At 64.1% G+C, this 24,793-nt stretch carries 18 protein-coding genes and 1 tRNA gene; 10 read left to right on the plus strand and 9 right to left on the minus strand.

Features of this window, described 5'->3' with window-relative positions:
- The first annotated feature begins 35 nt into the window (after positions 1-35).
- Positions 36-2,198 (plus strand): M3 family metallopeptidase, encoded by a 2,163-nt coding sequence (locus CMC5_RS28975; RefSeq protein ID WP_050433431.1) that lies wholly within the window; start codon positions 36-38, stop codon positions 2,196-2,198.
- A gap of 141 nt (positions 2,199-2,339) precedes the next feature.
- On the opposite strand, the gene CMC5_RS28980 is transcribed toward CMC5_RS28975, so the two are convergent.
- Positions 2,340-5,603 carry a tetratricopeptide repeat protein gene (locus CMC5_RS28980; RefSeq protein WP_050433432.1) on the minus strand — a complete coding sequence of 1,088 codons (3,264 nt, stop codon included), beginning with the start codon at positions 5,601-5,603 and terminating at the stop codon, positions 2,340-2,342.
- 160 nt (positions 5,604-5,763) lie between these two features.
- Here CMC5_RS28980 and CMC5_RS28985 point away from each other — a divergent pair, with 160 nt between their 5' ends.
- Complete coding sequence (locus CMC5_RS28985) at positions 5,764-6,051, plus strand: hypothetical protein (protein ID WP_050433433.1); 288 nt, start codon at positions 5,764-5,766, stop codon at positions 6,049-6,051.
- A gap of 1 nt (position 6,052) precedes the next feature.
- On the opposite strand, the gene CMC5_RS28990 is transcribed toward CMC5_RS28985, so the two are convergent.
- Both CMC5_RS28990 and CMC5_RS28995 read right to left on the minus strand, forming a co-directional pair.
- Positions 6,053-7,309, minus strand: a complete 1,257-nt coding sequence (locus CMC5_RS28990) for a serine/threonine-protein kinase (RefSeq protein ID WP_050433434.1) — start codon at positions 7,307-7,309, stop codon at positions 6,053-6,055.
- Positions 7,310-7,455: 146 nt separating this feature from the next.
- Complete coding sequence (locus tag CMC5_RS28995; protein WP_342673970.1) at positions 7,456-8,373, minus strand: FHA domain-containing protein; 918 nt, start codon at positions 8,371-8,373, stop codon at positions 7,456-7,458.
- Between the two features lie 395 nt (positions 8,374-8,768).
- On the opposite strand from CMC5_RS28995, the gene pilB reads away from it, so the two are divergent.
- The 6 genes from pilB to CMC5_RS29025 all read left to right on the plus strand — a co-directional run bounded on the left by pilB (position 8,769) and on the right by CMC5_RS29025 (position 15,977).
- Positions 8,769-10,466, plus strand: a complete 1,698-nt coding sequence (gene pilB, locus CMC5_RS29000; RefSeq protein WP_050433436.1) for a type IV-A pilus assembly ATPase PilB — start codon at positions 8,769-8,771, stop codon at positions 10,464-10,466.
- Between the two features lie 2 nt (positions 10,467-10,468).
- Positions 10,469-11,623, plus strand: a complete 1,155-nt coding sequence (locus CMC5_RS29005) for a type IV pilus twitching motility protein PilT (RefSeq protein WP_050433437.1) — start codon at positions 10,469-10,471, stop codon at positions 11,621-11,623.
- A gap of 152 nt (positions 11,624-11,775) precedes the next feature.
- The gene (lexA, locus tag CMC5_RS29010) at positions 11,776-12,456 is read left to right on the plus strand and encodes a transcriptional repressor LexA (protein WP_050433438.1); all 681 of its coding nucleotides are present in this window, start codon (positions 11,776-11,778) and stop codon (positions 12,454-12,456) included.
- Between the two features lie 237 nt (positions 12,457-12,693).
- Positions 12,694-12,960: a DUF4398 domain-containing protein gene (locus CMC5_RS29015; RefSeq protein ID WP_245677806.1), complete on the plus strand. Its 267-nt coding sequence runs from the start codon at positions 12,694-12,696 to the stop codon at positions 12,958-12,960.
- Entirely contained in the window at positions 12,957-14,105 is a 1,149-nt protein-coding gene (locus CMC5_RS29020; RefSeq protein ID WP_050433440.1) for an OmpA family protein, read from the plus strand. The genes CMC5_RS29015 and CMC5_RS29020 overlap by 4 nt, the downstream gene beginning before the upstream one ends.
- Before the next feature lie 204 nt (positions 14,106-14,309).
- Positions 14,310-15,977, plus strand: coding sequence for a hypothetical protein (locus CMC5_RS29025; protein ID WP_245677807.1), 1,668 nt, complete (start codon positions 14,310-14,312; stop codon positions 15,975-15,977).
- Between the two features lie 46 nt (positions 15,978-16,023).
- Here CMC5_RS29025 and CMC5_RS29030 read toward each other — a convergent pair whose 3' ends face one another.
- Positions 16,024-16,458, minus strand: a complete 435-nt coding sequence (locus CMC5_RS29030; RefSeq protein WP_281180740.1) for a PilZ domain-containing protein — start codon at positions 16,456-16,458, stop codon at positions 16,024-16,026.
- A gap of 84 nt (positions 16,459-16,542) precedes the next feature.
- Here CMC5_RS29030 and CMC5_RS29035 point away from each other — a divergent pair, with 84 nt between their 5' ends.
- Together CMC5_RS29035 and CMC5_RS29040 are read left to right on the plus strand one after the other, a co-directional pair.
- Positions 16,543-18,183 carry a TIGR02266 family protein gene (locus CMC5_RS29035; RefSeq protein ID WP_245677809.1) on the plus strand — a complete coding sequence of 547 codons (1,641 nt, stop codon included), beginning with the start codon at positions 16,543-16,545 and terminating at the stop codon, positions 18,181-18,183.
- Between the two features lie 101 nt (positions 18,184-18,284).
- Positions 18,285-19,268, plus strand: coding sequence for a hypothetical protein (locus tag CMC5_RS29040; RefSeq protein WP_156338930.1), 984 nt, complete (start codon positions 18,285-18,287; stop codon positions 19,266-19,268).
- A 210-nt stretch (positions 19,269-19,478) separates the two neighbouring features.
- Here the strand turns inward: CMC5_RS29040 and CMC5_RS29045 are convergent.
- The 5 genes from CMC5_RS29045 to recJ all read right to left on the minus strand — a co-directional run bounded on the left by CMC5_RS29045 (position 19,479) and on the right by recJ (position 24,763).
- Positions 19,479-19,553, minus strand: a tRNA-Val gene (locus CMC5_RS29045).
- 54 nt (positions 19,554-19,607) lie between these two features.
- The gene (locus CMC5_RS29050; protein ID WP_050433444.1) at positions 19,608-20,807 is read right to left on the minus strand and encodes a pyridoxal phosphate-dependent aminotransferase; all 1,200 of its coding nucleotides are present in this window, start codon (positions 20,805-20,807) and stop codon (positions 19,608-19,610) included.
- A 180-nt stretch (positions 20,808-20,987) separates the two neighbouring features.
- Positions 20,988-22,103, minus strand: a complete 1,116-nt coding sequence (locus CMC5_RS29055; protein ID WP_050433445.1) for an MlaD family protein — start codon at positions 22,101-22,103, stop codon at positions 20,988-20,990.
- 33 nt (positions 22,104-22,136) lie between these two features.
- Entirely contained in the window at positions 22,137-22,916 is a 780-nt protein-coding gene (locus CMC5_RS29060) for an ABC transporter ATP-binding protein (protein WP_050433446.1), read from the minus strand.
- Positions 22,917-22,975: 59 nt separating this feature from the next.
- On the minus strand, positions 22,976-24,763 hold the full coding sequence (recJ, locus tag CMC5_RS29065; protein ID WP_082362902.1) for a single-stranded-DNA-specific exonuclease RecJ: 1,788 nt from the start codon (positions 24,761-24,763) through the stop codon (positions 22,976-22,978).
- Positions 24,764-24,793 lie beyond the last annotated feature (30 nt).

Consider the following 24,793-nt stretch of genomic DNA (forward strand, 5'->3'; position numbering starts at 1 on the left):
GCACGGCTCATCAGAGCATGCTATAGCCCCGCCCCATGCGGCGCTGCCGGGCTTCCACCTCCCCCTCCCTCCCAGTCCTCCTCTCTCTGTTCCTGGCCGCGTGCGGCTCGGGGGCGCCTCCTGAGGCGGCGACGCCCCTCTCGCAGGGCCACGAGCCGTCCGCGACTCCCGCGGGCGGCACGCAAGGGGAGGTCGGAGCGCCCGACGAGAAGTCCGAGCACGACCCGGTAGCCATCGGAATGACGCCGGAGGGTGTTCGATCCCTCTGCGATGACCACCTCCAGCTTGCACGCAAGCACCTGGACACCATCAAGGCGCTACGCGGGAAGCCCTCGACGGAGTTGACCTGGGCCAACACGATCGGCCGGTTCGACAGCGCTCTGCTGGAGATCAACAACGCAGGCGAGTTCCCGTACCTGATGGGGGTGGCACACCCCGATGCGGCCGTCCGCGAGGCGGCCAAACAGTGCGAGCCAAAGAGTGACGAGCTGACCACGGCCATGTGGCTCGACGGCGACCTCGCGGCAGGGATCAAGGCTTACGCACAGAAGGGGGAGAAGCTCGAAGGGGAGCGAGCGCGTCTGCTGTCGGACGTGCTGCGCGATTTTCGACGCAATGGCCTCGATCTACCTGCGGACAAGCAGCAGCGGCTGCGTGAACTCAATGCAGAGATCACGAAGATCGGGCAAGAGTTCATGTCGAACCTCGCCTCCGCTGTCGCCACCATCGAGGTATCGCCGAAAGCCCTCGAGGGGCTGCCCAAGGAGTACGTCGACAAACACGTACCCAAGGCCAATGGAAAGATCGATATCACCACCGATTACCCCGACTTCTTTCCATTCGTGACCTACTCCAGAGATCGCAAGGCGGCGCTGGAGCTGTGGAAGCTGTTCACGAACAAGGGGGGAGACCAGAACGTCAAGCTGCTCGAAAAGCTGCTTTCGCTGCGCGGCGAGAAGGCGAAGCTGCTCGGGTACAAGAACTGGGCGGACTACGCCATCGAGCCCCGCATGGCGAAGAGCAGCGAGGCCGTGCGCGAGTTCCTGGGCAAGGTGCGCGATGCGCTCAAGGAGCCGGCGGCTGCCGAGATGGCCGAGCTGATGAAGAAGCACGTGAAGCTCGGCGGAAGGAAGACGGACAAGCTCGCCCCCTCCGAGCGGTACTTCCTCGAAGATCAGGTCCGCAAGGAGGCCTACTCGTTCGACTCGCAGGCACTCTCCGCCTATCTGGACATCCGCGCCGTGAAGAAGGGGCTGCTCGACATCACGGCCAAGATGTATGGGCTCGCCTACCGCCAGGTACCGGCGAAGGCGTGGCACGCCGACGTGGACGCCTACGAGGTGCGCGACGCCGCGAGCGATAAGCTCATCGGGAAGTTCTACCTGGATCTCTACTCTCGCCCCGACAAGTACAAGCACGCCGCGATGTTCACCGTGAGGACCGCGAAGCGGCTCGACGATGGGACGTGGCAATCCCCCGTGGCAGCGCTGGAGTGCAACTTCCCGAAGCCAGCAGCGCAGGCGACGGGGGACACGGCGCCCGCGCTGATGTCGCACGAAGACGTGGTGACGTTCTTTCACGAGTTCGGCCACGTGCTCCATCACCTGCTCACGCAGTCGGAGCTGGCGGCGTTCTCGGGGACGGCGGCGGTCCGGGACTTCGTCGAAGCGCCGAGTCAGATGTTCGAGGAGTGGGCCTGGTCCAGGGAGGTGCTGGACATCTTCGCGCGACACCACAAGACGGGAGAGAAGATCCCGGACGCGATGTTCCAGGCGATGACGCGATCACGGGCCTTCGGGCGGGCCCTCGGGACGCAGCGGCAGCTGTTCCTGGCGCTGCTGGATCAGGAGCTTCATAGCCGGGTCCCCGTGGGCGATTCGACGAAGATCGTGGAGCAGGTGCAGCGCTCCACGGACTCATTCGATTACGTGAAGGGGACGCACTTCCAGTCGAGCTTCGGTCACCTGATCGGCTACGACGCCGGCTACTACGGCTACCAGTGGGCGCTCAGCCTGTCTCGGGACGTGCTGACGCGCTTCCGCAAGGAGGGCCTGCTCAACCCGGTGACGGCGAAGGCCTGGCGCGACGAGGTGCTGTCACGCGGCGGCGGCGTGGACGAGCGAGAGATGATCCAGCGGTTCCTCGGTCGCCCACCGAGCCCGGATGCCTACATCGGCTATCTGCAAGGAAAAGACTGAGCAGGCCTGGCGAGCGCCCGTGATGAGGCTGTTGCGCTCATCTCGGGCGCCGCGCCCTCATCTCGAGCATCGCGGTCACGCGGAGGTGTCATCCCGCCGGATGGTGATGCTGGGCGCGAAGGCTCGCCGGTCGGGATGAGTTCAAGGCTGGATGGCGATACCCAGCTCCGAACGGAGCTGGTGGAAGGCATTCGAGACGGTGAAGCCGTAGAGGTCGCCGATCTTCTCTTCCGAGGGGAGCAGCCCGGTGGGTTCGTCGTGGATGAGCCGCACGGCCACATGCAGATCGCCTGAGAGGAGATAGCCGACACGCGCCGCACAGCGCTCGACGGCGCCCGCCCAGTGGACGAGGTCGGTGTGCGCGCCGGCTTCTTCGAAAGCTCGAACGGCGACGGAGAGCTGCTCGCGCGCCTGCTCGTCAAGGCGCGCCTCGAGGCCGGGTGCCGTCTCACGCACCAGCGGCTCCAGCGCAAGGGGAACGGAGAGAGAGGGGCGCACGAGGCGGACCGCTGCAAGGAAGCATGCGGCGAGCTCGTCGACGGAGGAGTAGTACAGGAGGAGGCGGTGCGGGCCGACGTGGTAGGCGAGGTGGCTCCCGATGAAGAAGGCCAGCTCGGTCATGGTGCGACCACGCAGGACGCCTGCGCCAGCGATCACAGCCGGGTGATCGGCGATGGCTGCGACGAGTGCGAGGGAAGCGTCTTCACGGAGGTAGATTGCCGGTGGGTCGATGCCGAGCAGGTGGCTGGCCCAGGCGAAGCTGCGGACCGCGCTGACCGTGCTGAGCTGGAGGTCCTGGCGGGCCCTGGAGTCGAGCTGCGTGAGGGTGCCACTCTCGGTTCGCTGAGCGATCTTTGCTTCGATGGCCGCGTCGGCGATCACCGTCAAGACGGCTTCGACTTCGTGATCTCTGTCCGCTGCGCAGAGCAGAGGCCATGAGGTCTGACGGAGGGCGCTGGTGAAGCGAGGGATGCCGTCGGGTCGGTGCTCCTCGAAGATGAAACGCTCGCGTGTCTCGGCCACGCCGAGATCGGTTGTCACGCTCGCTGCGGCCCATGCTTGGTCGGGGCGTCGGAGCTTCTGGTAGAGCTCGAAGAGCTGATGGTAGAGGCCGGCATCTGCCGGGTCCTGCACGGCCGCCGCTGCGAGGTGCTCCGCCGCGCGATCGGGACGAGCCGCAGCCCGGGCCATTTCTGCGGCGACGTACAAGGTGGGTAGGTCGTGCGGCTTGGCCTCGAGTGCGCCCTCGAAGGCTGCGAGGGCGGAGGTGGGATCCTCGAGGTGATCTCGGTAGAGCAGCCCCAGGCGTCGGCTCAGCTCCCAGTGGACCTCGGCGCGCACCGAACGCGAAGGGATGCGCGCGATGCGGCCCAGCATCTGACGGTAGGCGAGTTCGAGCTGTCCCCACTCCTGGCGTTCGGCGAACAGCCTCGCCATCAGCGCGAGGGGTTCGAGCAGGCTGGGATCACTCTCCAGCGCCAGCTCCAGCATGCGAATGCCGCGCTCTTCGTCTCCTCGCTCCTCCAGGAGGACCTTGCCCAGCTCGAAATACTCGCGGGCCTTTTCCGATGGCTCCTGGGTGGCCTCGGCGATGCGCTGGCGAACCGCGATGGTCTCCTTGTCGGCCCGAGCCGATTCATAGAGGCGCCTCAAGGCGCGGAGCACTTCCAGGTCGTCGGGGCGCAGCGCGCGCGCGTTTTCGTAAGCGCAGCGCGCCCGCTCTTCATCCCCAGCGAGGTCTTGCCAGCGCTGGGCGAAGCGGGTGAGCAGCTGGAAGCGCTCGTCGTCCCCCTCGATGGAGGTGAGGAGGCGCTCCTCGGCCGCCTGGAGGCCACGCCAGTCGGCCTGTTCAACGTTGAGGGTGATCAGCGCCTCGAGCGCAGGTCGGTACTCGGGGACGATCTGGAGGGCCTTCTCGAAGGCCGCAACCGCCTCTCGGGGGCGCTCCTGCTGCCATCTCAACGAGGCGATGCGCACGTGCACATCGGCACGCTCACGCTTCTGGCCGAGGCCGAGCACCGCGAGGGCTTTCTTGTACTCGGTGAGGGCGCCGTCGAGATCGTTCTCTCCAGCGAGGCGCTCCGCTTCGCTCAGGTAATCCTCCGCTGGACCATACGGAGAAGCGACCGGCGGCGCACTCCACCCGGGCGGGGGGCCGCTCTCACCGGCACTCCCGAAGACCTGAGACTTGCTCACGCCCCCCGCAGGTGGGGGATAGCTCCGCCCTGGCGGGTAGCTTCGGATGGGGGGGTAGCTGCGCAGGGGCGGCGGAGGTGTCTGCGAAGGTGGGTGGCTTCGTCTCGGTGGCGGGTAGCTCTGCACCGAGGCTGCGGAGTCTCTGGGCGGCGGAATCGGAGGCGCCGGCTCCGCGGCGACGGGTTCATCGTCGAGGAGGACCGAGATCCGCGAGGGATCGGGGGCGCGCACGGAGGGGGGCAGTGCCTCGAGAGCGACGGGATCCTCGTCGAGGAGAACCGAGATCCGCGAGGGATCGGGGGCACGTACCGAGCGAGGGGGAGGTGGAGCCGACGATGGCATCCGCGCAGCAGGCGAGGGCTCCTCCCGCGCGTCAGTCGAGCCAGATACCTCGATCGAGCCAGGCGCTTCCATCGAGCCAAGCTCCTCGATCGAGGCAGGGGCTTCGGTCGAGCCAGATGCTCGCGTCGAGCCGCGCACGTCCTCGTCCTCATCCAGCGCGGCGAGATCGAGTCCCGCTCCGAGGACCGGAAAGGCTCCATTTCCACGAGCCCAGGCCGTTCCAGGGACGATCCCGGTCAGCCGACCGCTCTCCTGGATCCGCGCGTAGATGGCGCCAGCCGTCAGGCCAAGGTCGGGATCGCCGTTGTCCAGCTCCTCCACGAAGGCGCGCGTGAAGGCGGATGGCATGTCGGCCTGTGCGGCGTCGAGGGCATGCGCGGCGACGAGCAAAGAAATGGAAGGGTGGTGCGCTGTCACGGCCTGTTTGGCTGCGTCCACCACCGCCGTCGATACGAAAGGATCGCCAGCCGCCGGAGCATGATGGCACTCGATCAGGAACAGCACGCGACCGCGGACGCGCTCGGTGAAGACCGCGGCGATGTCCGCAAGCGCGTCCCCGACGCCAGGGTTCGCGGGATCGACGCAGAGGAAGAGTTCTCCCTCGGTCGACAGCGCGACCGAAGTCGAGGCATAAAACAAGACGAGAGGAGGAGACGATCCTTCGCTTCCAAGCGCTCCGCTCGCGGCGAGGTCGTCGAAGAGCTGATCGAGTTGTTCAGCGAGATCGCGTGACGGATCGAGATCGATGACGCGAAAGCCTGTGTCCGACAGGGGGAGGCGCGCCCGGATGAGATCTCCATCGAGAGCACCCGGAGCAGGCCTTTGGTCGGGCAACAGAGCGGGCGTGGCGACGATCGCGAGGCGCATCAGGCGGCCCCCTGGAGCCGGCATGTCGTCATGGTCGACAGGAATCTATCAGGGTCGACCAGCAAGCGGGTGACGACGAAGGGAGGTTCCGTTGCCCTTGACGGGCCGATAGCCCTCGGATTACGAAGGTTCGGCTTTGGATCGCAGGTTCTCAGCAGTCGTGTGGCCTCTGAAGGCAGCGCCGGTGGTCATCATGGTGGCCGCTCTCCCACTTCTTGGATGCGGGAACACGTGCGAGGAGGCCTCGGCCAGGATCGCCGAGTGTCTGGGGAACGACGGGAACAGCTACCAGGGCAGCGAGCCTGAGTGCAGTGCGGCCATCGAGTGCGCGGCAGAGTGCACCATCGAGGCGCGTTGCCAGGATATCTACGATTTCTTCCGCTACCTGCCGAATCCAGCCGACAACAACTACACAGCCTGCGTCACGGCCTGCAAGGACGTCGAGTAGGTCACGGTAGCGCTTCGACCAGCTCGGCCCCGTTCCTCGGGCGCTCGTCATCCGGCCCCAAGCAGCGGAGTGAAAGCGTCCTCCAGGCTTCCAGCCCCACATCGCTGGCTGACTGTCCGGAGTTCGCCAGGGCCGCGTCAACCCGGGTGAGAACGTCCTCGATGACGCGGCCGTAACCATAGATGTCGTCTCTCGGCTCTGCGAGACGTCCGGCCAGGCGCTCGGGTGACATGTAGCCCGGGCTGCCGCCTTCGTAGGATTCGCCTCGCCGAGACGCGATCCCGAAATCGCTCAGCACCGGCTCGGAGAGCTGTCGGAGCAGAACGTTGGCAGGTTTGACGTCTGCGTGAACGTAGCCACACGCGTGCACTCGTTCCAAGGCGCGTGCCAGAGCGCGCGCCCACGGCTCGACGGGTATGAGGAGCCGTGCGTCTCCGCTGCGCAGAACATCGCGAATGGACCCACGAGCGATCCACTCCAGCGCAATCCAACCTTCACTCGGCGCGAGGTCGAGCACGCGTATGACGCCCGGCCCCGAGATGGCTGCAGCGATGCGGGCTTCGCGCTCCAGCTGCAGACGCTCACTCGTGTGGTTGTGGTAGACCTTGAAGGCGATCCTCCTGCCCAGGAATTCGTCTTCTGCTTCGTAGACGACGCCTGCTCCTCCGCGCGCCACCTCGCGCAGGATGCGGAACGGGCTGTTCTGTGTCGCTGGCGCCAGGATCGTCGCCTCATCGGAACGTGGTGCCATGCGCTGCGGAACCCCGAGCGCGGAGCGCCAGCGTTGATGGCGCTCGAGAGCGCCGGGAGCATCGATCTCACGGGCGAGCACACGTTCGATGGCCCCCAGCGCGCGGGGGAGTTGTCCTTGGCCAGCATGTAGATCCGCCAGAAGGATGAGCCCCGCCGTGGAGGTCACGGGCGCCACGGATTTCGAAGCGTTCCCCCCCTCGAGGAGTCGCAATGCGCCCAGCTCATCACCGCGGGTGGCGAGGATGTCAGCGCAGGCAATGCGCACGTCGTCTGCAATCGGTCGCTCGGTCAGGGCCACGAGAACCATCGCGATGGCATCGGTCTCACGCAGGGTTCCTCGCAGGCGTCGCAGGATGCCGATTGCCTCCTCGGTCGAAGGCCCTCGGGGCGAGCCCAGACGGCGCAGCAAAGCCAGTTCGTCGTCACCTGGAGAGGCACGGAGGCCGACATCACTGCCGTCGGGGTGATCCAGAGCGCCACCGGCAGCCGAGGGACGCGTCGTCACGGAAGCCTCGCTCAAGGACCGAGGCGGAGAAGGCACGGAGAATGCTCGCAGGTCGGTCGCATCCTCATCACGACCTCCCGGCTCCGCTCCCTCATCAACGAGGCTCGGCTCCGTTCCGAATAGCTTCCGAAGCCGTCGCCACACACTCACTGGAAACGAGCCTGTCCTGATCCGAAGTTCGCGGTAGCGGTCCCTGCGAGGACGCGAACGATGGGCTCACCGTCGCGTGCCAAGCCCACCGTGTCACCTCGACAGAGCTCCACTTCAGCGGCGAGGTGATAGGCCCCCATGAAGGCTGGGGGAGCACCTGGCGGCGTCCGCAACACCACAAAGGAGGTGGGCTCGGCGCGTTCGTAGCGGAGTTTCCAGGGTCCCACGGAGAGTTCTCCTAGAGGAGCAATGAGAGACGTACCAGCCAGCTCCAGCTCGCAAACATCGTGTTCGAGGGGAAGAATCCGACACGGGACCTCTCCCCCGAGGACGAGGCGGACCTCGCCATGAATGATCAGCGGACCGGAGAGGCGCGCTCCCGCCAGCGTCGTACCGTTGCGAGTGCCCAGATCTTCGAGCTCGACATCTCCCCGAGGGTTACGCCGCAGACGCACGTGAACACGGCTGATCGCACGCGAGGGGATGACGATCGTCGCGTCTCCACGTCCGATCGTCAGCTCGTCCCCGAGCGCGTACCGTCTGCTCGTTCCCCCGATGTCGAGATCCACCACCGGTCCCGTCAGGAGTCGTGCATGGATGGAACGCGCAGCATCGGCGACCTGTTCATCCTGGTTCGTGGCAAGCCATCGTCCGGCTTCCTCGAGCGCCGCTCGTCGCTCGGCCACCCGATCGAAGTCTCCGATGCGCGCGAGCACCGCCCCTCGGTCTCGCTGAGATCGAGCTTCGGAGAGAGACACCCGGAGTCGTTCTTCCAGTTTGTCGATCGCGCCGGCAGCGGTGAGGGCTCGAGCTTCGGCCTCCTGATCGCCTGCCATTGCATAGGCCTCGGCCGCGCGCTCCATCTCTCCGGCGTCCTCGAGCTCCCGGGCGACAGTGAGAACCTCGCTTCGCATGACAGAGGCGCCGCGGGAGACGAGCACATCGTAGCCAAGAAGCGCCTTGCGTCGCCGAGCGCTCGTCAGGAGCGTGTCACTCTGAGCGATGCGCGCAGCCGCTGCGCAGAAAGCGATGCGTCGTTCGGGTGTTGGCTCTGCGTCAGCGCGCAGAAGCAACACCCGCGCGGCTTCGTCAGGGAGGTCTGCCTCCAGGTAGAGGTCCACAGCCGCCGCGAGATCCCCAGCAAGCTCCTTCGCAGCGGCCTTGCGCCGCCCGTCTTCCCGACCCCAGCCGAACCGATCGAAGAATCGCACGTGCGTCAGATGCTACCCCTGAACCAGCACGTTTCCCAACGCCGCTAAAGACTCCTCGTTGACTCTCCCAGGGGGCGCCCGCAGGATGCTCGTGATCGATGTCTACCAACCGCCTTGGAGAGCTTCTCGTCCGCGAAAAGCTCATCAGTCTTCAGCAGCTCCGCCAGGCTCAAGAAGAGCAGCGAAAGTCCGGGAAGAATCTCGGCTACGCTCTCGCCAAGCTCGGGTACATCTCTGACGGGGAAATCACCAACTTCCTTTCGGCCCAGTACCGTGTCCCCGCCGTCGACCTCGCCGAGTACGAGATCGACCCCGACGTGACCAAGCTGGTGTCACGCGAGGTGTGCGAAAAGCACAAGATCATCCCGATCTCCAAGAGTGGCTCGTCGCTGGTCGTGGCGATGGCCGATCCGACGAACCTGCACGCCATCGACGACATCAAGTTTCTCACAGGCTTCAATGTGGAGCCCGTGGTGGCATCCGAGCAGGGGATCACGGAAGCCATCGAGCGCTCGTACAACATCGGCCCCTCCTACGACGAGGTGCTCAGCGAGTTCGGAGAGGAGGAGGTCGGCTACACGGTCGAGCAAGATGAGGAGAACATCCTCGAGCTCGAACGCGCTGCCGAGGGCGCGCCGGTCGTGCGCCTCGTCAACGCCATTCTCCTCAACGCCATCAAGAAGGGCGCGAGCGACATCCACATCGAGCCTTATGAGAAGGCGCTGCGGGTGCGATACCGGGTGGATGGTGTGCTCATGGAGGAGATGCAGCCCCCCATGAAGCTCAAGGCGGCCATCGCGAGCCGCCTGAAGATCATGAGCTCCCTCGACATTGCCGAGCGCAGGCTCCCGCAAGACGGCCGCATCAAGCTCAAGATGGGCAAGGGGCGGGAGATGGACTTCCGCGTCTCCGTGCTGCCGACGATCTGGGGCGAGAAGATCGTCATGCGCCTCCTGGACAAGTCGAACTTGCAGCTCGACATGGCCAAGCTCGGCTTCGATCCGAAGCCGCTGGCAGACTTCCAGTGGGCCATCGGTCAGCCGTGGGGGATGGTGCTCGTCACGGGTCCGACGGGCAGCGGCAAGACCACCACCCTGTACTCTGCGTTGAGCGACCTCAACAAGGTCGGGGTGAACATCAGCACGGCGGAGGATCCGGTCGAGTACAACCTCCCGGGCATCAACCAGGTGCAGATGCACGACGAGATCGGGCTCAACTTCGCGATGAGCTTGCGATCATTTCTGCGGCAAGATCCGGACATCATCATGGTCGGCGAGATCCGCGACTTCGAGACGGCAGAGATCGCCGTCAAGGCGGCCCTCACAGGTCACCTCGTGCTGTCGACCTTGCACACGAATGACGCCCCCGCGACGATCTCCCGCCTGCTCAACATGGGCGTGGAGCCGTTTCTGATCACCGCCAGCGTGAACCTCGTCCTCGCGCAACGGCTCGCGCGCCGCATCTGTAGCGAGTGCAAAGCCCCGTTCAACGTGGACCACAGCGCGTTGCTCGACTTCGGCTTCACCGAGGAGCAGCTCTCTCGAGCCCAGCTCATGAAGGGCACTGGATGCAAGAACTGCAACGGTAGCGGCTACAGGGGCCGCGTCGCTCTCTATGAGGTAATGCGCTTCAGCGATCACCTCAAGGAGATGGTGCTTCAGGGCGCCTCGACGGCAGAGCTGAAGGCGGGTGCGATCAAGAGCGGGATGCTCACCCTGCGCATGAGCGGTATCGAGAAGATCCTCGCTGGCGTGACCACCACCGAGGAGGTCGGCCGGGTCACCATGGGCGACTGACAATGAGCAACGATCCCGGCACGACGACCCAACAACCGCAGGATGGCCTGCGTTACTCGCTCCAGCAGCTCTTGCGCGCCATGGTCGACAAGGGTGCGAGCGACATGCACATCACCAGCGGCACACCGCCGCTCTTGCGCATCGACGGCGCCATCGTTCCGCTCAAGTTGCCACCGCTCACCCCACCCGAGACCAAGCAGCTCTGCTACTCGGTCCTGAGCGACGAACAGCGCGCCATCTTCGAGCAGAAGAACGAGCTGGATCTCTCCTTCGGAATGAAGGGCCTTGCGCGGTTTCGCGCCAACCTGTTCGTGCAACGGGGCGCGGTTGCCGGCGCGTTTCGTCAGATCCCCTTCAAGATACTGAGCTTCGAGGAACTCGGTCTACCGCAGGTCGTTCTGGACATCGCCTCTCGTCCTCGCGGATTGGTGCTGGTGACCGGACCGACGGGCAGCGGCAAGACCACCACGCTCGCGAGCATCATCGACAAGATCAATGCCGAGCAGCGGCTGCACATCCTCACCATCGAAGACCCGATCGAGTACCTGCACCCGCACAAGCTCTCGATCGTCAACCAGCGAGAACTGGGGTCGGATACGATTTCGTTCAGGGAAGCGCTACGTCATGCGCTGCGTCAGGACCCTGATGTGGTCCTCATCGGCGAGCTGCGCGATCTGGAGACCATCGAAGCGGCATTGACCATCGCCGAGACAGGTCATCTCGTGTTCGGCACGCTCCACACGAACTCCGCCATCTCGTCGATCAACCGCATCATCGACGTGTTCCCGCCTCACCAGCAGTCGCAAGTGCGACAGCAGCTCTCCTTCACGCTGGTCGCGGTGATGACACAGCTTCTGCTGCCGCGCGCAAGCGGTCCCGGGCGTGCCATGTCCATGGAAGTGATGATTCCCAACGCCGCCATCAGGAATCTGATCCGCGAGGACAAGCTGCACCAAGTGTATTCCCAGATGCAGATGGGTCAGGCCGGCAGCGGGATGCAGACCATGGCCCAATCGCTCGCATCCCTGTTTCAGCGCCGTCTCGTCTCCTTGGAGGATGCACTCGCTGCAGCCGCCGATCCCGAGGAGCTGAGGACCATGCTCGACCAGCCCAAGCACTCTGCGGGAAGTCGTCCTTCCTCTGGAAAAGTCGCTTAGTGTCACGGCAGTCCCTTGAAATTTGCCGTCATCGCTCTTGAGCCTGCTCCCTGAGGGCGGCTCGGATCGCGGAGCGAGCGAATTCCGCACAGATCAAGGGCAGCTCACACTTTTTTGACATCTACCCAACCGTTCAGTAGGGTTGGCGATCGATGCAAGGGCTCACCGATCGGCAGCAGCAGGTTCTTCATTACATCCGGCAGTCGATCGCAGAGCGGGGATATCCGCCCACGTTGCGAGAGATCGGCGCGCACATGGGGATTCGTTCGACGAATGGGGTGAACGATCACCTGCGAGCGCTCGAGCGGAAAGGCTATCTGACGCGCGAAGACATGAAGTCCAGGGCGCTTCGGCCCCGAGACATGCCGTCGAGCGTGCGAGGCGAGTCGCTCGACGGAGAGGGCGGGCTGGACGGAGTTCCAGCCAACGACCAGGAAGTGGAGATCGTCGAGATCCCGGTGGTGGGCCGGATCGCTGCCGGCCTGCCCCTGCTCGCCGAGGAACACATCCTCGACACGGTCCGCATCGACAAGATGCTGATTCGGGGAGGGAGAGAGGTGTTCGGCCTGCGTGTGACCGGGGACTCGATGATCGAGGCCGGTATCTTCAGCGGCGACTACATCTTCGTCCGCAAGCAGTCGACAGCCCAGCGCGGGGACATCGTGGTCGCGCTCATCGGGGATGAGGCGACGGTGAAGTACTACTTCCCCGAAAAAGACTACATCCGCTTCCAGCCTGCCAACGCCGCGATGGCCCCCATCTTGGTACGAGCCAGTGATTTCAAGCCGACGATGCTCCTCGGGCTGGTGGTCGGCATCTATCGGCGACTCTGAGGCTTGCCCACGCCTCCTCACCCCCGGAGGCCCCCTCGGAGTTCGCGCCTCTCTCCTCGGACCCCTCCCCTCTGCTGCCTTGCCCTCTTCAGCCCGTTGACGGCTGAACGTAGCAGTTGGTAGCGTCCCTGGCGTTGTTGTAGGTCGATTCCCGGGGTCCGCTCCAGAAAGAACGCGATCGTGAAGACGCACGGGCGGCGGTTCAGCACTTGGAAGACGGTTGGCTTGGCGCTCGCGGTGACATTCACCAGCGGATGCGGAGGCACCATCTACGCTTTCACGGCGAGTTCTGCCGAGAGTCGGCTGGAAACCGCCCAGGCGCTCGGAGCGGAGAAGTACGCGCCCTACGAGTATTACTTCGCGCGAGAGCATCTCTGGAAGGCGAAGGAAGAAGCCGCGGTGGCCGACTACGGTGACGCGATCGATTTCGCCGACATTGCCTCCGAGTACGCCGACAAAGCGATCACTCTCTCCAAGCAGGCGCACGAGGGCGCAGGCCGATGAGCCGTCGAAGCAAAGGCATGGCGCTCGGCAAGCTTTCGCTCGCCCTCGCCGTGGTGGCGTCCGGCTGCTCCCAGGTGCCCCAGATGCGGGGTGAGATTGAAGGCCTGGCGAAGATCGCTGAGCAGGCGGAGCGAAACGGTGCATTGCGCTGTGCACCTCGGGAGCTGGCGATGGCCAAATCGCATCTCTCGTTCGCCGAGGTGGAGCTCGATCAAGGCTTCTTCGCTCGAGCCAGCGACCATCTGAGCATCGCGAAAGCCAACGCGCACGCGGCATACGATCTCTCGCCTCCTGCGAAGTGCGCAGAGCGTGGCTTCATCGAAGAAGAGGCGCCTCCCCCGCCGAAGCCGGGAGACTGCGACGGTGATGGGTTCCTCGATCCAGAAGAGACCGAGCAGTGCCGATGCGAGCCAGAGAACTTCAACGGCTTCGAGGATGATGACGGATGCCCGGATGATCCGGATACGGATGGCGACGGGATCCCCGACTCGAAGGATGCATGCGTTCTCCTGCCCGAAGACAAGGACGGCTACCTCGATGAGGATGGCTGCCCCGACATCGACAACGATCTCGACGGCATTCTGGACGCCAACGACAAGGACGAGACGGGTCGGAGCTGCATCAACGATCCCGAGGATCCTGACGGCTACGAAGATGCGGACGGTTGCCCCGAGCCGGACAACGACCAGGACAAGGTGCCCGATCTCGAAGATCAGTGCCCGAACGAGCCTGGCGTGCAGGGAGGCGACAAGCCTGGCTGCCCGAAGAAGCCGAGCCTGGTGATCGTCACCGAGAAGGAAATCAAGATCACCCAGCAGATCCACTTCGAGTTCGACAAGGACAAGATCCGCTCCGAGAGCTTCCCGATCCTCGATGCGATCGTCGAAGTCCTGCAACAGAACCCGAAGATCAAGCTCGAAATCCAGGGTCACACCGACAACAAGGGCGCCCCCGCGTACAACAAGGGTCTGTCCGACAGGCGCGCTGCCGCAGTGAAGAAGTATCTGGTCGCCAAGGGAATCGATACGAACCGGCTCACGTCGAAGGGCTACGGCATGGAGAAGCCCATCGTTCCCAATACATCGGACCAGAATCGCGCTCTCAACCGCCGAGTACAGTTCGTCCGCACGGAGGGCTCGCCGTAACAGAGCCCCCGCTCCTCGGGCGGCTCCCCGGTTCCCGCCCGAAGCCCCCCCAGTATCTCGATCGTCACAGTGCCCCCGCTCTGGAGGTCCCGACCCGTGTTCCTTCGTTCGTCCCGCGCGCGTTTTGCTTTCACCATCACCTCCCTGGCCCTGCTCGGACTCCCAGCCATTGCTGGCGCCGCTGGGGAAAAGGACGCGGAGGCGATGAAGCTCCATGACCAGGCGATGGACGAGGACTACCTCGCCGTCGAGTTCGACAAGGCCGAGAAGAAGATCAAAGACGCGCTGAAGCGGTGCGGCAAGGACGGTTGCACGGACAAGGTGCTCGGCAAACTGCACATCGCCCTCGGCACGGTCTACGGAGGAGCCGAGCGACTCGACGAAGCGAAGAGCGAGTTCGTCGCAGCACTCAAGGCGGATCCCAAGGCCGCACTCATCGATGCGCTCACCACCCCAGAACTCGCCAAGGCCTACAAGGACGCGCAGAAAGAGGCAGGTGGCAGTGCGTCGACGCCCGCTGCACCAAGCGGACAGGGGGATGGCGGGCAGTCCAGCTCGAAGCCAGAGGGAGACATCTCCCACACGCCTACCGCGGAGCAGGCCGTCAATACGCCCGTTCCTGTCTACATCGAGATCCCCGAAGAGGTCGGCGCCGCCAAGGTGGGCATCCGGTACAAGCCCTTCGGTTCGAAGAAGTGGAAGTCGCTCGACATGCAGCAGGTCGGCGACGGCTGGGGTGTGGAAATCCCCTGCGACGACGTCACCACCACGGGCGACCTCCGTTACTACATCATCGCCAAAGACGAAGCCGGAGACCCCGTCGGGACTGCAGGCTCGTTGAAGGTGCCCTACAAGGTGCCAATCAAGAACGAGATCGACGAGGCGCCGTCGCTTCCGGGCAAAAAGCCTCCTCAGAAGTGCGCAGCCAAAGAGGATTGTCCCCCAGGTTTGCCAGGCTGCCCCGGCAGTAAGGGTGATGGTGAGGCCCGTGGCGACAAGCCCTGGGGCTCGAGCTGCGAAGAAACGCGGGAGTGCTCTTCGGGTTTGATTTGCCTCAATGGCACCTGCGAAGAAGGCTCAGAGACGACTCCCGACAAGAAGAGCACGGGCAAAAAGAATCTCGCCGGCTTGTGGGGGCAGCTCGATCTGCTCCTCATCAGCGGGAAGGAGCAGGGGGTCTGCTCGGGCGACGATCCCTCCTATGTGTGCTTCTACCAGGACGGTGGGCAGTTCTATGGCCAGCCTGCCGCCATCCCTGGAACGAACGGGATTCAGGGGGGCCTCGGTGCTGCAGGTGCCAGGGTTCTCCTGTCGTACGACCGGCATATTTACCAGATCACGCCGAGCGTCGCCCTCACGGCGGGCCTGAGGCTGGGCTTCGCCTTCGGTGGCTCCCCTAGCTCCAGCGAAGGTCCGCGGGCCTGGGAGGAGGCCGCCGGGTTGCCCGCCCCCATACAGAATCCGCATGCTCAAGCGAACGGCTTTCTGCCGCTCCATGCCGAGCTGCGAGTCGGTGCGCTGTTCGGCAATGCGACTCTCGCCAAGAAAAAAGTGATCCCCTTCGCTTTCGTGGGCGGCGGTCTCGCCCAGGTCAACGCTTCGGTGAACGTCAGCGTCTGCGATTATCGCGGTGCCGATGGGTCGTCCCTCGCCGGCGGAGGAGGCGAAGGCTCCTGCCCAGCGGGAACCCGAGCGGTACGGGATTTGAACGCCTACCAGATCACTGGCCTGAACTTCATCGGCTTTGGCGGCGGAGCGATCTACGGCATCACGGACAACTTCGGCGTCGCGGCAGAGCTCAAATTCATGCTCATGCTCCCGACGTTCGGCTTCGTCATCGCTCCCAACGTCGGGCCAGTGTTCGCTTTCTAGAAGGTCTGGGGGGCTGAGGCCCCTCTCAGCTCACCTGCCGCGTGGTTCACACCTCGAAGGCGAACGATCCCAACAAATCATAGAGCGCCAGGAGATTGGCCGCGTCGTGGTGATCGAAGCGCACTCCGACCCGTGTCCGCCACGAGGCGCGCCGTACCCATGCGACCCGTCCACGGAGCGGAAGGGGGTCCCAGAGCGTTGGGGCGGTCAGCTCGATCGTGACTGCCAGTTCTGGCTCCAGCAGCGCTCCAAGGTCTGAGTTGATGTCAGGCCAGCCTGCCGCTGCCCCAGGCTCATGGGAGGGCCTCCGATCGAGTTCCACGTAGGCTCCACCCAGTCCCAGATCACGAACGATCACTGTCTGCTCATCAGCAGTCTGCCGATCCCGAAGCATCGCCGTCAGCTCGACACGCCGACGAGGGTGAGCACGAAAGTGATCTCGGGTAGCCAATGGACGCGCAGCCTCCAGGGGGGCGACCATACCATGGCAGGAACGGGGTTCAGGTAGGCTCCAGCGTCACCGGACGCTCGCATCCAGCCTGTCGAAGGGCCGTGGTTGCCGCGTTTGGAGAGGATTCGTACGCGACTCTCGTTACCCTTTGGGTCTCAGCGCGATCCTTGGGTAACATGCGGGCTGCTGTTGAGAGCGAGTCGAGAAGCTCGGAGTTCTACCTTCATGGCCCAGGACACACGCAAAGATCCGCGAGCGAAGGTGCTGTCGATGACGGTGCGCTACAAGAGCGCAACCGTCGACGAATTCATCGAACACCATGCGCAAGATGTGAGCCGCGGCGGCATTTTCATCAAGACGCCGTCGCCTTTCCCGCCCGGAACCCTGCTCAAGTTCGAGATACGCCTTCAGGACGAGCAGGCAGTCATCGCGGGCGTAGGACGGGTGGTCTGGAAGCGCGAGGCTGCGCAAGCAAACGAGTCTCTCCCCTCCGGCATGGGGGTCAAATTCATCAAGATCGACGACAAGTCGAAGGCTCTGATCTCCAGAATCGTGGAGCAGAATCAGAACGCGGGCGCAGCCTTCGAGGCCGGCGGTGGCGAGCAGCGCAACACGCCGACGGGTGATGGCGAAGCCGAAGCGGACAAGTCGAGCGCTGACCAGGCGACGGCCGCGCGAAAATCTGACGCTCCCCCTGCCAAGGCAGGGGCAAAGCGTGCTTCGACCATGCTCGGGCTCGGCAGCATCGGCGCATCGGGCAAGGTGGAAGCCGTCACGATGTCGACGTCCGAGTCGACGTCGGACGAGGGTGGCTCGTTCTTCCCCAAGACCGAGCCCGAGAAGGAGATGCCGCCGACCGAAGAGCGGACGATGATGAAGCAGGCCAAGGAGCTCCTGGCGCAGGCGCTCGCGGAAGCCGGCGCATCGCTGGAAGATCTTGGCTCCAAGGAAGAGCCGCTCATCGCGCCGGAGCCCAAGAAAGAGGAGCCGGCAGAAGCGAAAGCCGAGACCAAGATCGAGGCAGCTCCGAAGGAGGAGCCCGCAGCGGCGCCGAAGGATACCCCCAAAGAAGAGGCGCCAGAGGCGGCCCCGGCCAAGGTCGCCGAAGCCGACAAGAAAGAACCGGTCTCTGAGCCCAAGCCCAAGGCTGCCAAGTCGGCAGACAAGGAGGCTGCGCGGACCGACAAGCCGTCGGAGAAGAAGCCAAGCCGTGACGAGGTGAAGACGGTCGATGAGCGACCGAAGCGTACAGGCGCGGCCAAACAGAGGACCGAAGAACGCGCTGCAGCGGCGAAGCCCGCACTTGCGGCAGCACACGAGGAAGAGAGCGGAGGCTCCGGAAAGATCATCGCTTTCGTGGTGATCGCCGCGGCCATCGTGGGTGCCATTCTGTACTTCACCCAGAAAGACGAGGCTCCGCCCGCGCCACCAGCTCCGGCAACGACGCAGCCGGCTGAGGCTACCCCGCCGCCGGCCCCGAAGCCGGAACCGACGCCTGCGCCCACGGAGAATGTCGTTCCTGCGTCGAGTGCAGCCGTGGAGCCCACAGCGGCTCCCAGCGCCACCGCCCCCGCAGTGTCGGCAAGTGCCGAGCCTGCGGCCGCACCAAGCGCAGCGCCAACGGCATCTGCAGTGAAGGCACAGCCATCGGCCGAACCCAAGCCGACTCCCACCGTCCAGGCTCCGGCGCCCAAGCCACCGACTCCCAAACCGCCGGCTCCGGCTCCCAAGCCCAAGGATGATGACGTCTACTGATCGACGTGACGCGGACGTCTCACGATCGCTCTAAGCACTCTCCTCATCCTCGTCCTCAGCGCGCATTGCCGCGGGCTTCAAGCCGCCTATAGTCGAGCGTCATGATCGGCGCCCCCGACCCTACCGCGGACCGGGAGTCCATGCCGTCTGGTCCGCATCAAACCGCTACGGCGGAGACGGTGCTCGACTCGCGGCGTCCGGACGTCCCTGCAGCGGTAAGACCAGAAAGTCGCCGCTCCAGGCTCCCCGCAGCCGCACTCTTCTCGTCCTTGGGCCTCTTCAGCGTCATCGCCATCGTCTCGACCGCGGTGGCGCTGCGCCCCACTTCGGCGATCGTGGCCCTGGAAGAAGGAGCCTCCGCCAGCAGCTCGAACGAAGAGCCCACCTCCGCTTCTGGCGAAGAGAAAGCGCCAGAGGAGGAGCCCCCTCCCGCGCCCCCACCACGCACGACAGCCACACCAGAGGAGCTCATTGCAGCCCAAGCGGAGGGTGTCCCAGCCTTGGCTGCCCTCGTGAGCAAGTACCCAACCGATGCAGAAGCACTTCGGGTGCTCGCCCTCGCGCAAGGGCGTGACCGAAACAGCTTGGTGGAGGCGGTCGCTTCCGTGAAACGCTTGCTGGAGATTGCCCCCACCCAGTCGGCCAACACAGAGCTTCGACCCCTCCTGCTACGTGCAGCCAACGCCACCCCCGATCTCGCTGCGGCGGCGTTCGATGTACTCGCGAGACGGATGGGCAGCCACGGGCCGGACCTGCTCTACGAGATCACCATCAACCCTGGAATGGGGAAACACCCCGTGGAGCGTGCTGGCACGCTGCTCGCCGAGGAAGCGGTGAGGAAGCTCGCCTCTCCTGCACTCCTGGTCGCCGACGATCTACGGCGCCTGAAAAAATGCCCAACGAAGCCGCTGCTCGAGAGAGCGCGTCAGCACGGCGACGCGCGCGCTCTCCACTATCTCAACCCGATCAAACGACCGGTGAAATGCGGGTTCTTGAGCCTGAAGCGATGCACGCAGTGCCCCTCTGTCTATGCCGAGGCCGTCGCAGCGATTCAGGAGATCGAGCAGCGTCGCGAGCCGCAGTAAGCCGACAGCAGCAGGAGGACATTCTCCTCGCAGCCCCAGGGCGGTGCCACCATCTCCATCAACGGTGGTTAGGCTATCGCAGTCAAAATGGTGACGGCACACCGTCACAATAGAGAAGGCGACGCTCTCTCTACGATAGGGTGACTATCGTAGAGCCGCTTGTACTCGCTTCATCGAGTCTTCAAAGACTCGGCAGCAAGCTCCGTAGCATGGTGGGCGCAGCAAGATTCGAACTTGCGACTTCATCCGTGTGAAGGATGCACTCTACCGCTGAGTTATGCGCCCTGACGCTCTGTCCGCGTCGCTTCAGGTCCGGCGTTCTTAGCTGTTCGATCGCTCCTAGTCAAGCATCTCCATGGTCGATCGGATCGCTGCGACGCCTGCCTCAATCTCGGCTTCATCACAGGCATAGGAGAGCCGCAGGTAACCCGGTGCTCCGAATGGTGTTCCAGGCACTGTCGCCACATGGCCTTGTTCGAGGAGAAAATTGGCAAGATCGATGTCATCCCCGAGCGTTCGGCCCTGAAAGGAGCGGCCGATGACACCTCGAAAATCGGCGAACGCATAGAAGGCGCCTTCAGGTCTGCGACAGCGCACGCCTGATATCGCGTTCAACCCACGCACCATCACGTCGCGCCGCTTGGAAAACGCGTCACGCATGGCATGAACCTCGACACGTGAGCCGCTGAGTGCCGCGACGGCCGCTGCCTGGGAAACAGCGGCAGCGTTGGTCGTACTCTGCCCCTGCACCACGTCCAGCGCCTTCGCCACCTCGAGGGGGGAGATGCTCCAGCCAATTCTCCAGCCTGTCATCGCGTAGGTCTTGCTCACCCCGTCGACGATGATGGTTCGAGGCGCAAGATCCTCGGCGATGGCTGGAAGCGCCACGTGGCGGAAACCGTCGTAAACCAGGTCACTATAAATCTCGTCCAGAATGATCCAGCAGTCGTGGCGCCTCAGGACTTCCGCGAGGCAAGTAAGTTGCTCCGCGGAATAGGCAGCGCCTGTCGGGTTGGACGGGGAGCACAGGATGATCGCCTTCACTTGAGGTGTCAGCGCTGCGCTCAGTGCCGCCGGGGTCAGCAAAAACCCCTGCTCCTCTGTGGTCTCGACGATGCGCGGGGATGCCCCAACGAGGCGCACCTGCTCCGGATAACTGACCCAGTAAGGCGCAGGGATGACAACCTCGTCCCCTGGTTCGAACAGGGCCATCGCCAGGTTGAACAGCGCATGCTTCGCGCCGCAGCTCACGGTCACCTGGCTGGGTTGTGGCTTCCATCCCCGGTGGCGCTCCGTGGCGGCACAGATCGCGGCCTTCAGCTCCGCGGTCCCCGTCACCGGCGTGTAGTGCGTTGCCCCCGCATCCAGCGCGGCCTTCGCTGCCTCGCAAATGTGGCTTGGAGTGGCAAAGTCGGGCTCCCCGACACTGAAGGAAAACACCTTGTGACCTTCGCCTCGGAGCCTGGCGGCTTTGGCAGCCATCGCGAGCGTGGCGCTGGGAGCAACCGAGGAAAGACGTTCCGACAGCTTCCTGGGCATGGGCCATTTGGGATAGGCGGGGAGGCCGATGGAAGCAAGGAAACATCCTCTACTCTCACTGCCAGGAGAGCGTAGGTTCGCAGAGCGTGGGCGGAACCCGAGGGCCACTGCGTACGCGACGGTTACCAGGCCGTGGCCTCCTTGATCCGCCGAAGACTGCGCGGACAGAGCCGTACGACCTCACTCTTTCGTCGCAGAAGCGTCGACTGCGGGCTTTGGCTCAGGAGCCTTCTCGTCCTGCTTGATCGAGTAGCGTACCAGCGCGCGGAGGACGTCATTCCGCTGCACGTTACCAAGCAGCACTTTGAGATCCTCGTAGATCGAGGGATCCACGAGCAGCGCTCCGAGTGTGCCTTTCCCCGCACGAACATCGCGCGTGATGCTGCGAAGATCAGCAGTGATCGCCGTCACGTTGGAGAGCGCTTCGGCGCTATCCCCCTTGCCGCCGAACAGCACATCATGAGCGAAGCTGTCGCTCTCGCGGATGCCTCGAAGCGTGAGTCCAACCTCTTCGGCAGCTCGACCGAACTGTTGGATCTCCTTCTGAGGCCCTGCGCCATAGATCATATCGTGAGCAAAACCTGGCCCTGATTGCACGCGAGCGACGACCGCACGCACATCGCGTAGCGTGAGAGACAGCTCGGTACCTGCTCGTTCGAGACTCGTCACCGCCCGAGAGATGCGCTCCGCTTCATCAGGGCTGGCGAGCAACCGGTTCGCATACCCTTCCCCTTGCGCCACGTGACCGAGAACTCGATTCATCGAAGCGACCGCGGCTCGAAGATCGTCGTGCAGTCGCTCATCCGCGAGGCTCGCCGATGCCCGCTCGATGTTACCCAGCGCGCTCTCGGCCTTCACCGCAAGCTCACCAACGGCACCGAGCATATCTTTGGGCACCTCTGCCTGAATCTCGCTTCCAGGGGGCAAGCCTTCTGCCGATTCCCCCTTCGAAAGCTCGATCATCTTGTCGCCGAGCAGACCTTTGGTAGCGATCTTGACCGTGCTGTCCTTGCGGATACGGCCAGCTTCACTCTCGACGATCTTCAGCGTCACGTAGATGGTCGCATCACGCGCATCTGTTCCGTAACCGACCTTCGATACGTGGCCCACGTCGATGCCGCCCATACGGACCGGAGCACCGGCTTTCAGCCCTTGCACGTCCGCGAACTGCGAGTGGAACTCCACTGACGGATTGAACAGCCGCCGCTCGTCACCGATGAGAAAGATGACCAGAGCCGCAAAAAACAGCCCCGCCAGCACGAAAATCCCGACCTTGAGCTCGCGTGAGCGTCTCATCGTTCCCCATCTTGCGCGATTCCACCCAAGCCGTCACGCACGGAGAAGAGTCTCCACATCCTCTGTCACGGGCGCCGTCCCGTTGATGAAGTCGGCAACCCTTGGATCTTTGGAACGGCTGAAGTCGTCCGGTGTGCCGACGGCGATGATTTCACCGCGAACGACCATCGCCATGCGATCAGAGATGGAGAAAGCGCTCTTCATGTCGTGGGTCACAACAATGCTCGTCACGTTCAACGCCTTCTTCAGGCCGCGGATCAGATGGTTGATCCGCTCGGTGTTGATCGGATCGAGCCCCGTCGTCGGCTCGTCATAGAGCAGGACCTCTGGCTGGACCGCGATCGCTCGCGCGAGTCCCACGCGCTTCTTCATCCCGCCCGACAGGTCTGCCGGGCGCATCGCCTCGATCTTGGGAAGCCCGACGAGAGACAGTGCCCAGTCGACCCGCTCCGCGATCTGTTGCTCGGACATGGTGTCGCGAAAGTGCTCCCGCAGGCCGTACGCCACGTTCTCCCCCACAGAGATCGAGTCGAACAAGGCGCCGCCTTGAAAGAGCATGGCGATGCGCCGTCGAACGCCTCCGATCTCTCGCTCCGACATCCTGGTGATCTCCTCACCATGGAAGGAGACTGAGCCTCCATCGACGTCGAGCAGGCGAATGAGCAATTTGAGCATCACGCTCTTGCCCACTCCGGAGCCACCCATCACCGTCAGCGTCTCGCCAGGAAAAATATCCAGGTTGAGATCTCGGTAGATGGTCTTGGGGCCGAAGGCCTTGCGGACATGGGAGAACCGGATCAGCGGCTCGGCCACGTCGAAAACCTATCATGAGCGTGATTCATTTCGGAACCCTCGGCTGGAGCGGGAGCACGTCAAACGCAGGGCGACAACCGCTCGATGCGGAGCTCGACCGCATTCCCCCCGCGCCACGTATCTCTGCGAAGGCGCCCGACCACCATCGCGCGTTTGCCTGCGAGCCGTGGCGCCAGCTCGCCGAGTTCTGGACCGAACGCGCTGAGTTCGCGTCCCTGCATTCTCAGTTCCAGTTTCAGATGGCCCTTCAGTGCGCGCGCAGCATGTATCGTTACATCGGAGAGGAGCACACTCGAAGCACGATTGCGCTCCCCGCAGGGCTCCAGCCGCTCGAGATCGGCGGTCACGGCTGCGGGATCATCCCGCTCATCCAACCTGACGGAAGCTTCGACTTCAGGGGAGGAGGAGGGGCTACCAAGAGCGCTCCAAGCAGCGCACCAGGATGCACGCAAAGCCTCGATCCGCTCAGCGCGCACCTCGACACCAGCTGCGGCTTGATGCCCTCCGAAGCCAACCAGCACGTCTCTGCAGCGTGTCAGAGCGTCATGCAATCTCGCGCCAGCCGGACCGCGCACGGAACCGCGCCCCGAGTTCCCCTCGAGACCGATCACGATCGTGGGCTTACCAAGCCGTGAGGCGATGCGACCTGCCACGATTCCGACGACACCAGGATGCCAGTCCTCACGAGCGAGAACGATACCCGGCTCCGTCGCGTACTTGCCGTCCTCGATCTCTGCGAGAGCAGCAGACATCATTTCTTCCTGAATGGCTCGCCTCTGGATCTGGAGTTGCTCGATGGAGGCGGCCAAGGCGGAGGCCGAGATGGCGTTCTGCGCCAGCAGAAGCTCCAGCGCAACATCGGGGGTTCCCAGACGTCCTGGCGCGTTGAGACGTGGCGCAATCCGGAACGCCACATCCTCGGCATTCAACCCGTTCCCGAGATCCAGGTTCGCCACCCCCGCAAGCGCACGGAGGCCAGGCCGACCACCACCTTGAAGCACGGTCAATCCAGCTCGAACCAGCGCGCGGTTATCCCCGTCGAGTGGAGCCACATCTGCGATGGTTCCAATCGCGACCAGATCCAGAAAAGGCCTCACATCCAGCGCAGATCCGAGAATCTTGCGCACAGCCGCGCCGATCGACAGGGCCAGCCCACACGAAGCCAGCCCTTTGTAGGGAAAGCGACACTCCGGTCGATGCGGATTCAGAAATGCCACCACCGGCAGCGGCTCAGCCGGCACGAGATGATGATCAATCACGATGCAGTCGATCCCGCTGGCTTGTGCCACACGCAGTCGTTCGTGATCACTCGAACCACAGTCGCACGTGATGAGCAGCGATGGGTTGAGCGCACGCACACGCGCCAAGGCAGGCTCGGAGAGCCCGTAACTGCCTTCAGTACGAGTGGCTAGGAGGGGGATGACCTCGCCTCCGAGGGCGCGCAAGATGCCCGTCAGGATCGCCGTGGCCGTGATGCCGTCACAGTCGTAGTCACCGAAGACGACGATCCGCTCTTTCTTCCGTACCGCACGCGCAATGCGCTCCGCACTCACCTCTCGATCGGCCATTCCCTCAGGAGGCGTGAGATGAGCCAGCCGTGGGTTGAGGAAACGCCGAGTCTCTTCGTCTGGCTTCCGACCCGCACGGTGGAGAATGTCAGCTACCGTGATCGACAGACCCAGCTCCCTGGCCAGCGCGATGGCCTCAGGGGATGCAGCCCCCGGGTCAGTCAGCGGCGCAGCGCTCCACACAGGTCCTATCCCAGCGGTCTCCCTGGCAGGGAGGGATCGCTCGGCGCGCACCTGCCATGAGGTCGCTCTACCCGCTCGAGCAGCGGCATCAGGCATTGAGTGGCAAGTACACTGGCGTGGCCGTGG

The sequence above is a fragment of the Chondromyces crocatus genome (assembly GCF_001189295.1).
GTDB lineage: Bacteria > Myxococcota_A > Polyangia > Polyangiales > Polyangiaceae > Chondromyces > Chondromyces crocatus.

Excerpts from the sequence above, each read along its gene's own strand:
- CMC5_RS28975 (WP_050433431.1), top strand. The coding sequence starts at position 36 with ATGCGGCGCTGCCGGGCTTCCACCTCCCCCTCCCTCCCAGTCCTCCTC.
- CMC5_RS28980 (WP_050433432.1), bottom strand. The coding sequence starts at position 5,603 with ATGCGCCTCGCGATCGTCGCCACGCCCGCTCTGTTGCCCGACCAAAGG.
- CMC5_RS28995 (WP_342673970.1), bottom strand. The coding sequence starts at position 8,373 with ATGCGAAGCGAGGTTCTCACTGTCGCCCGGGAGCTCGAGGACGCCGGA.
- pilB (WP_050433436.1), top strand. The coding sequence starts at position 8,769 with ATGTCTACCAACCGCCTTGGAGAGCTTCTCGTCCGCGAAAAGCTCATC.
- CMC5_RS29005 (WP_050433437.1), top strand. The coding sequence starts at position 10,469 with ATGAGCAACGATCCCGGCACGACGACCCAACAACCGCAGGATGGCCTG.
- lexA (WP_050433438.1), top strand. The coding sequence starts at position 11,776 with ATGCAAGGGCTCACCGATCGGCAGCAGCAGGTTCTTCATTACATCCGG.
- CMC5_RS29020 (WP_050433440.1), top strand. The coding sequence starts at position 12,957 with ATGAGCCGTCGAAGCAAAGGCATGGCGCTCGGCAAGCTTTCGCTCGCC.
- CMC5_RS29025 (WP_245677807.1), top strand. The coding sequence starts at position 14,310 with ATGAAGCTCCATGACCAGGCGATGGACGAGGACTACCTCGCCGTCGAG.
- CMC5_RS29030 (WP_281180740.1), bottom strand. The coding sequence starts at position 16,458 with ATGGTCGCCCCCCTGGAGGCTGCGCGTCCATTGGCTACCCGAGATCAC.
- CMC5_RS29040 (WP_156338930.1), top strand. The coding sequence starts at position 18,285 with ATGATCGGCGCCCCCGACCCTACCGCGGACCGGGAGTCCATGCCGTCT.
- CMC5_RS29050 (WP_050433444.1), bottom strand. The coding sequence starts at position 20,807 with ATGCCCAGGAAGCTGTCGGAACGTCTTTCCTCGGTTGCTCCCAGCGCC.
- CMC5_RS29055 (WP_050433445.1), bottom strand. The coding sequence starts at position 22,103 with ATGAGACGCTCACGCGAGCTCAAGGTCGGGATTTTCGTGCTGGCGGGG.
- recJ (WP_082362902.1), bottom strand. The coding sequence starts at position 24,763 with ATGCCTGATGCCGCTGCTCGAGCGGGTAGAGCGACCTCATGGCAGGTG.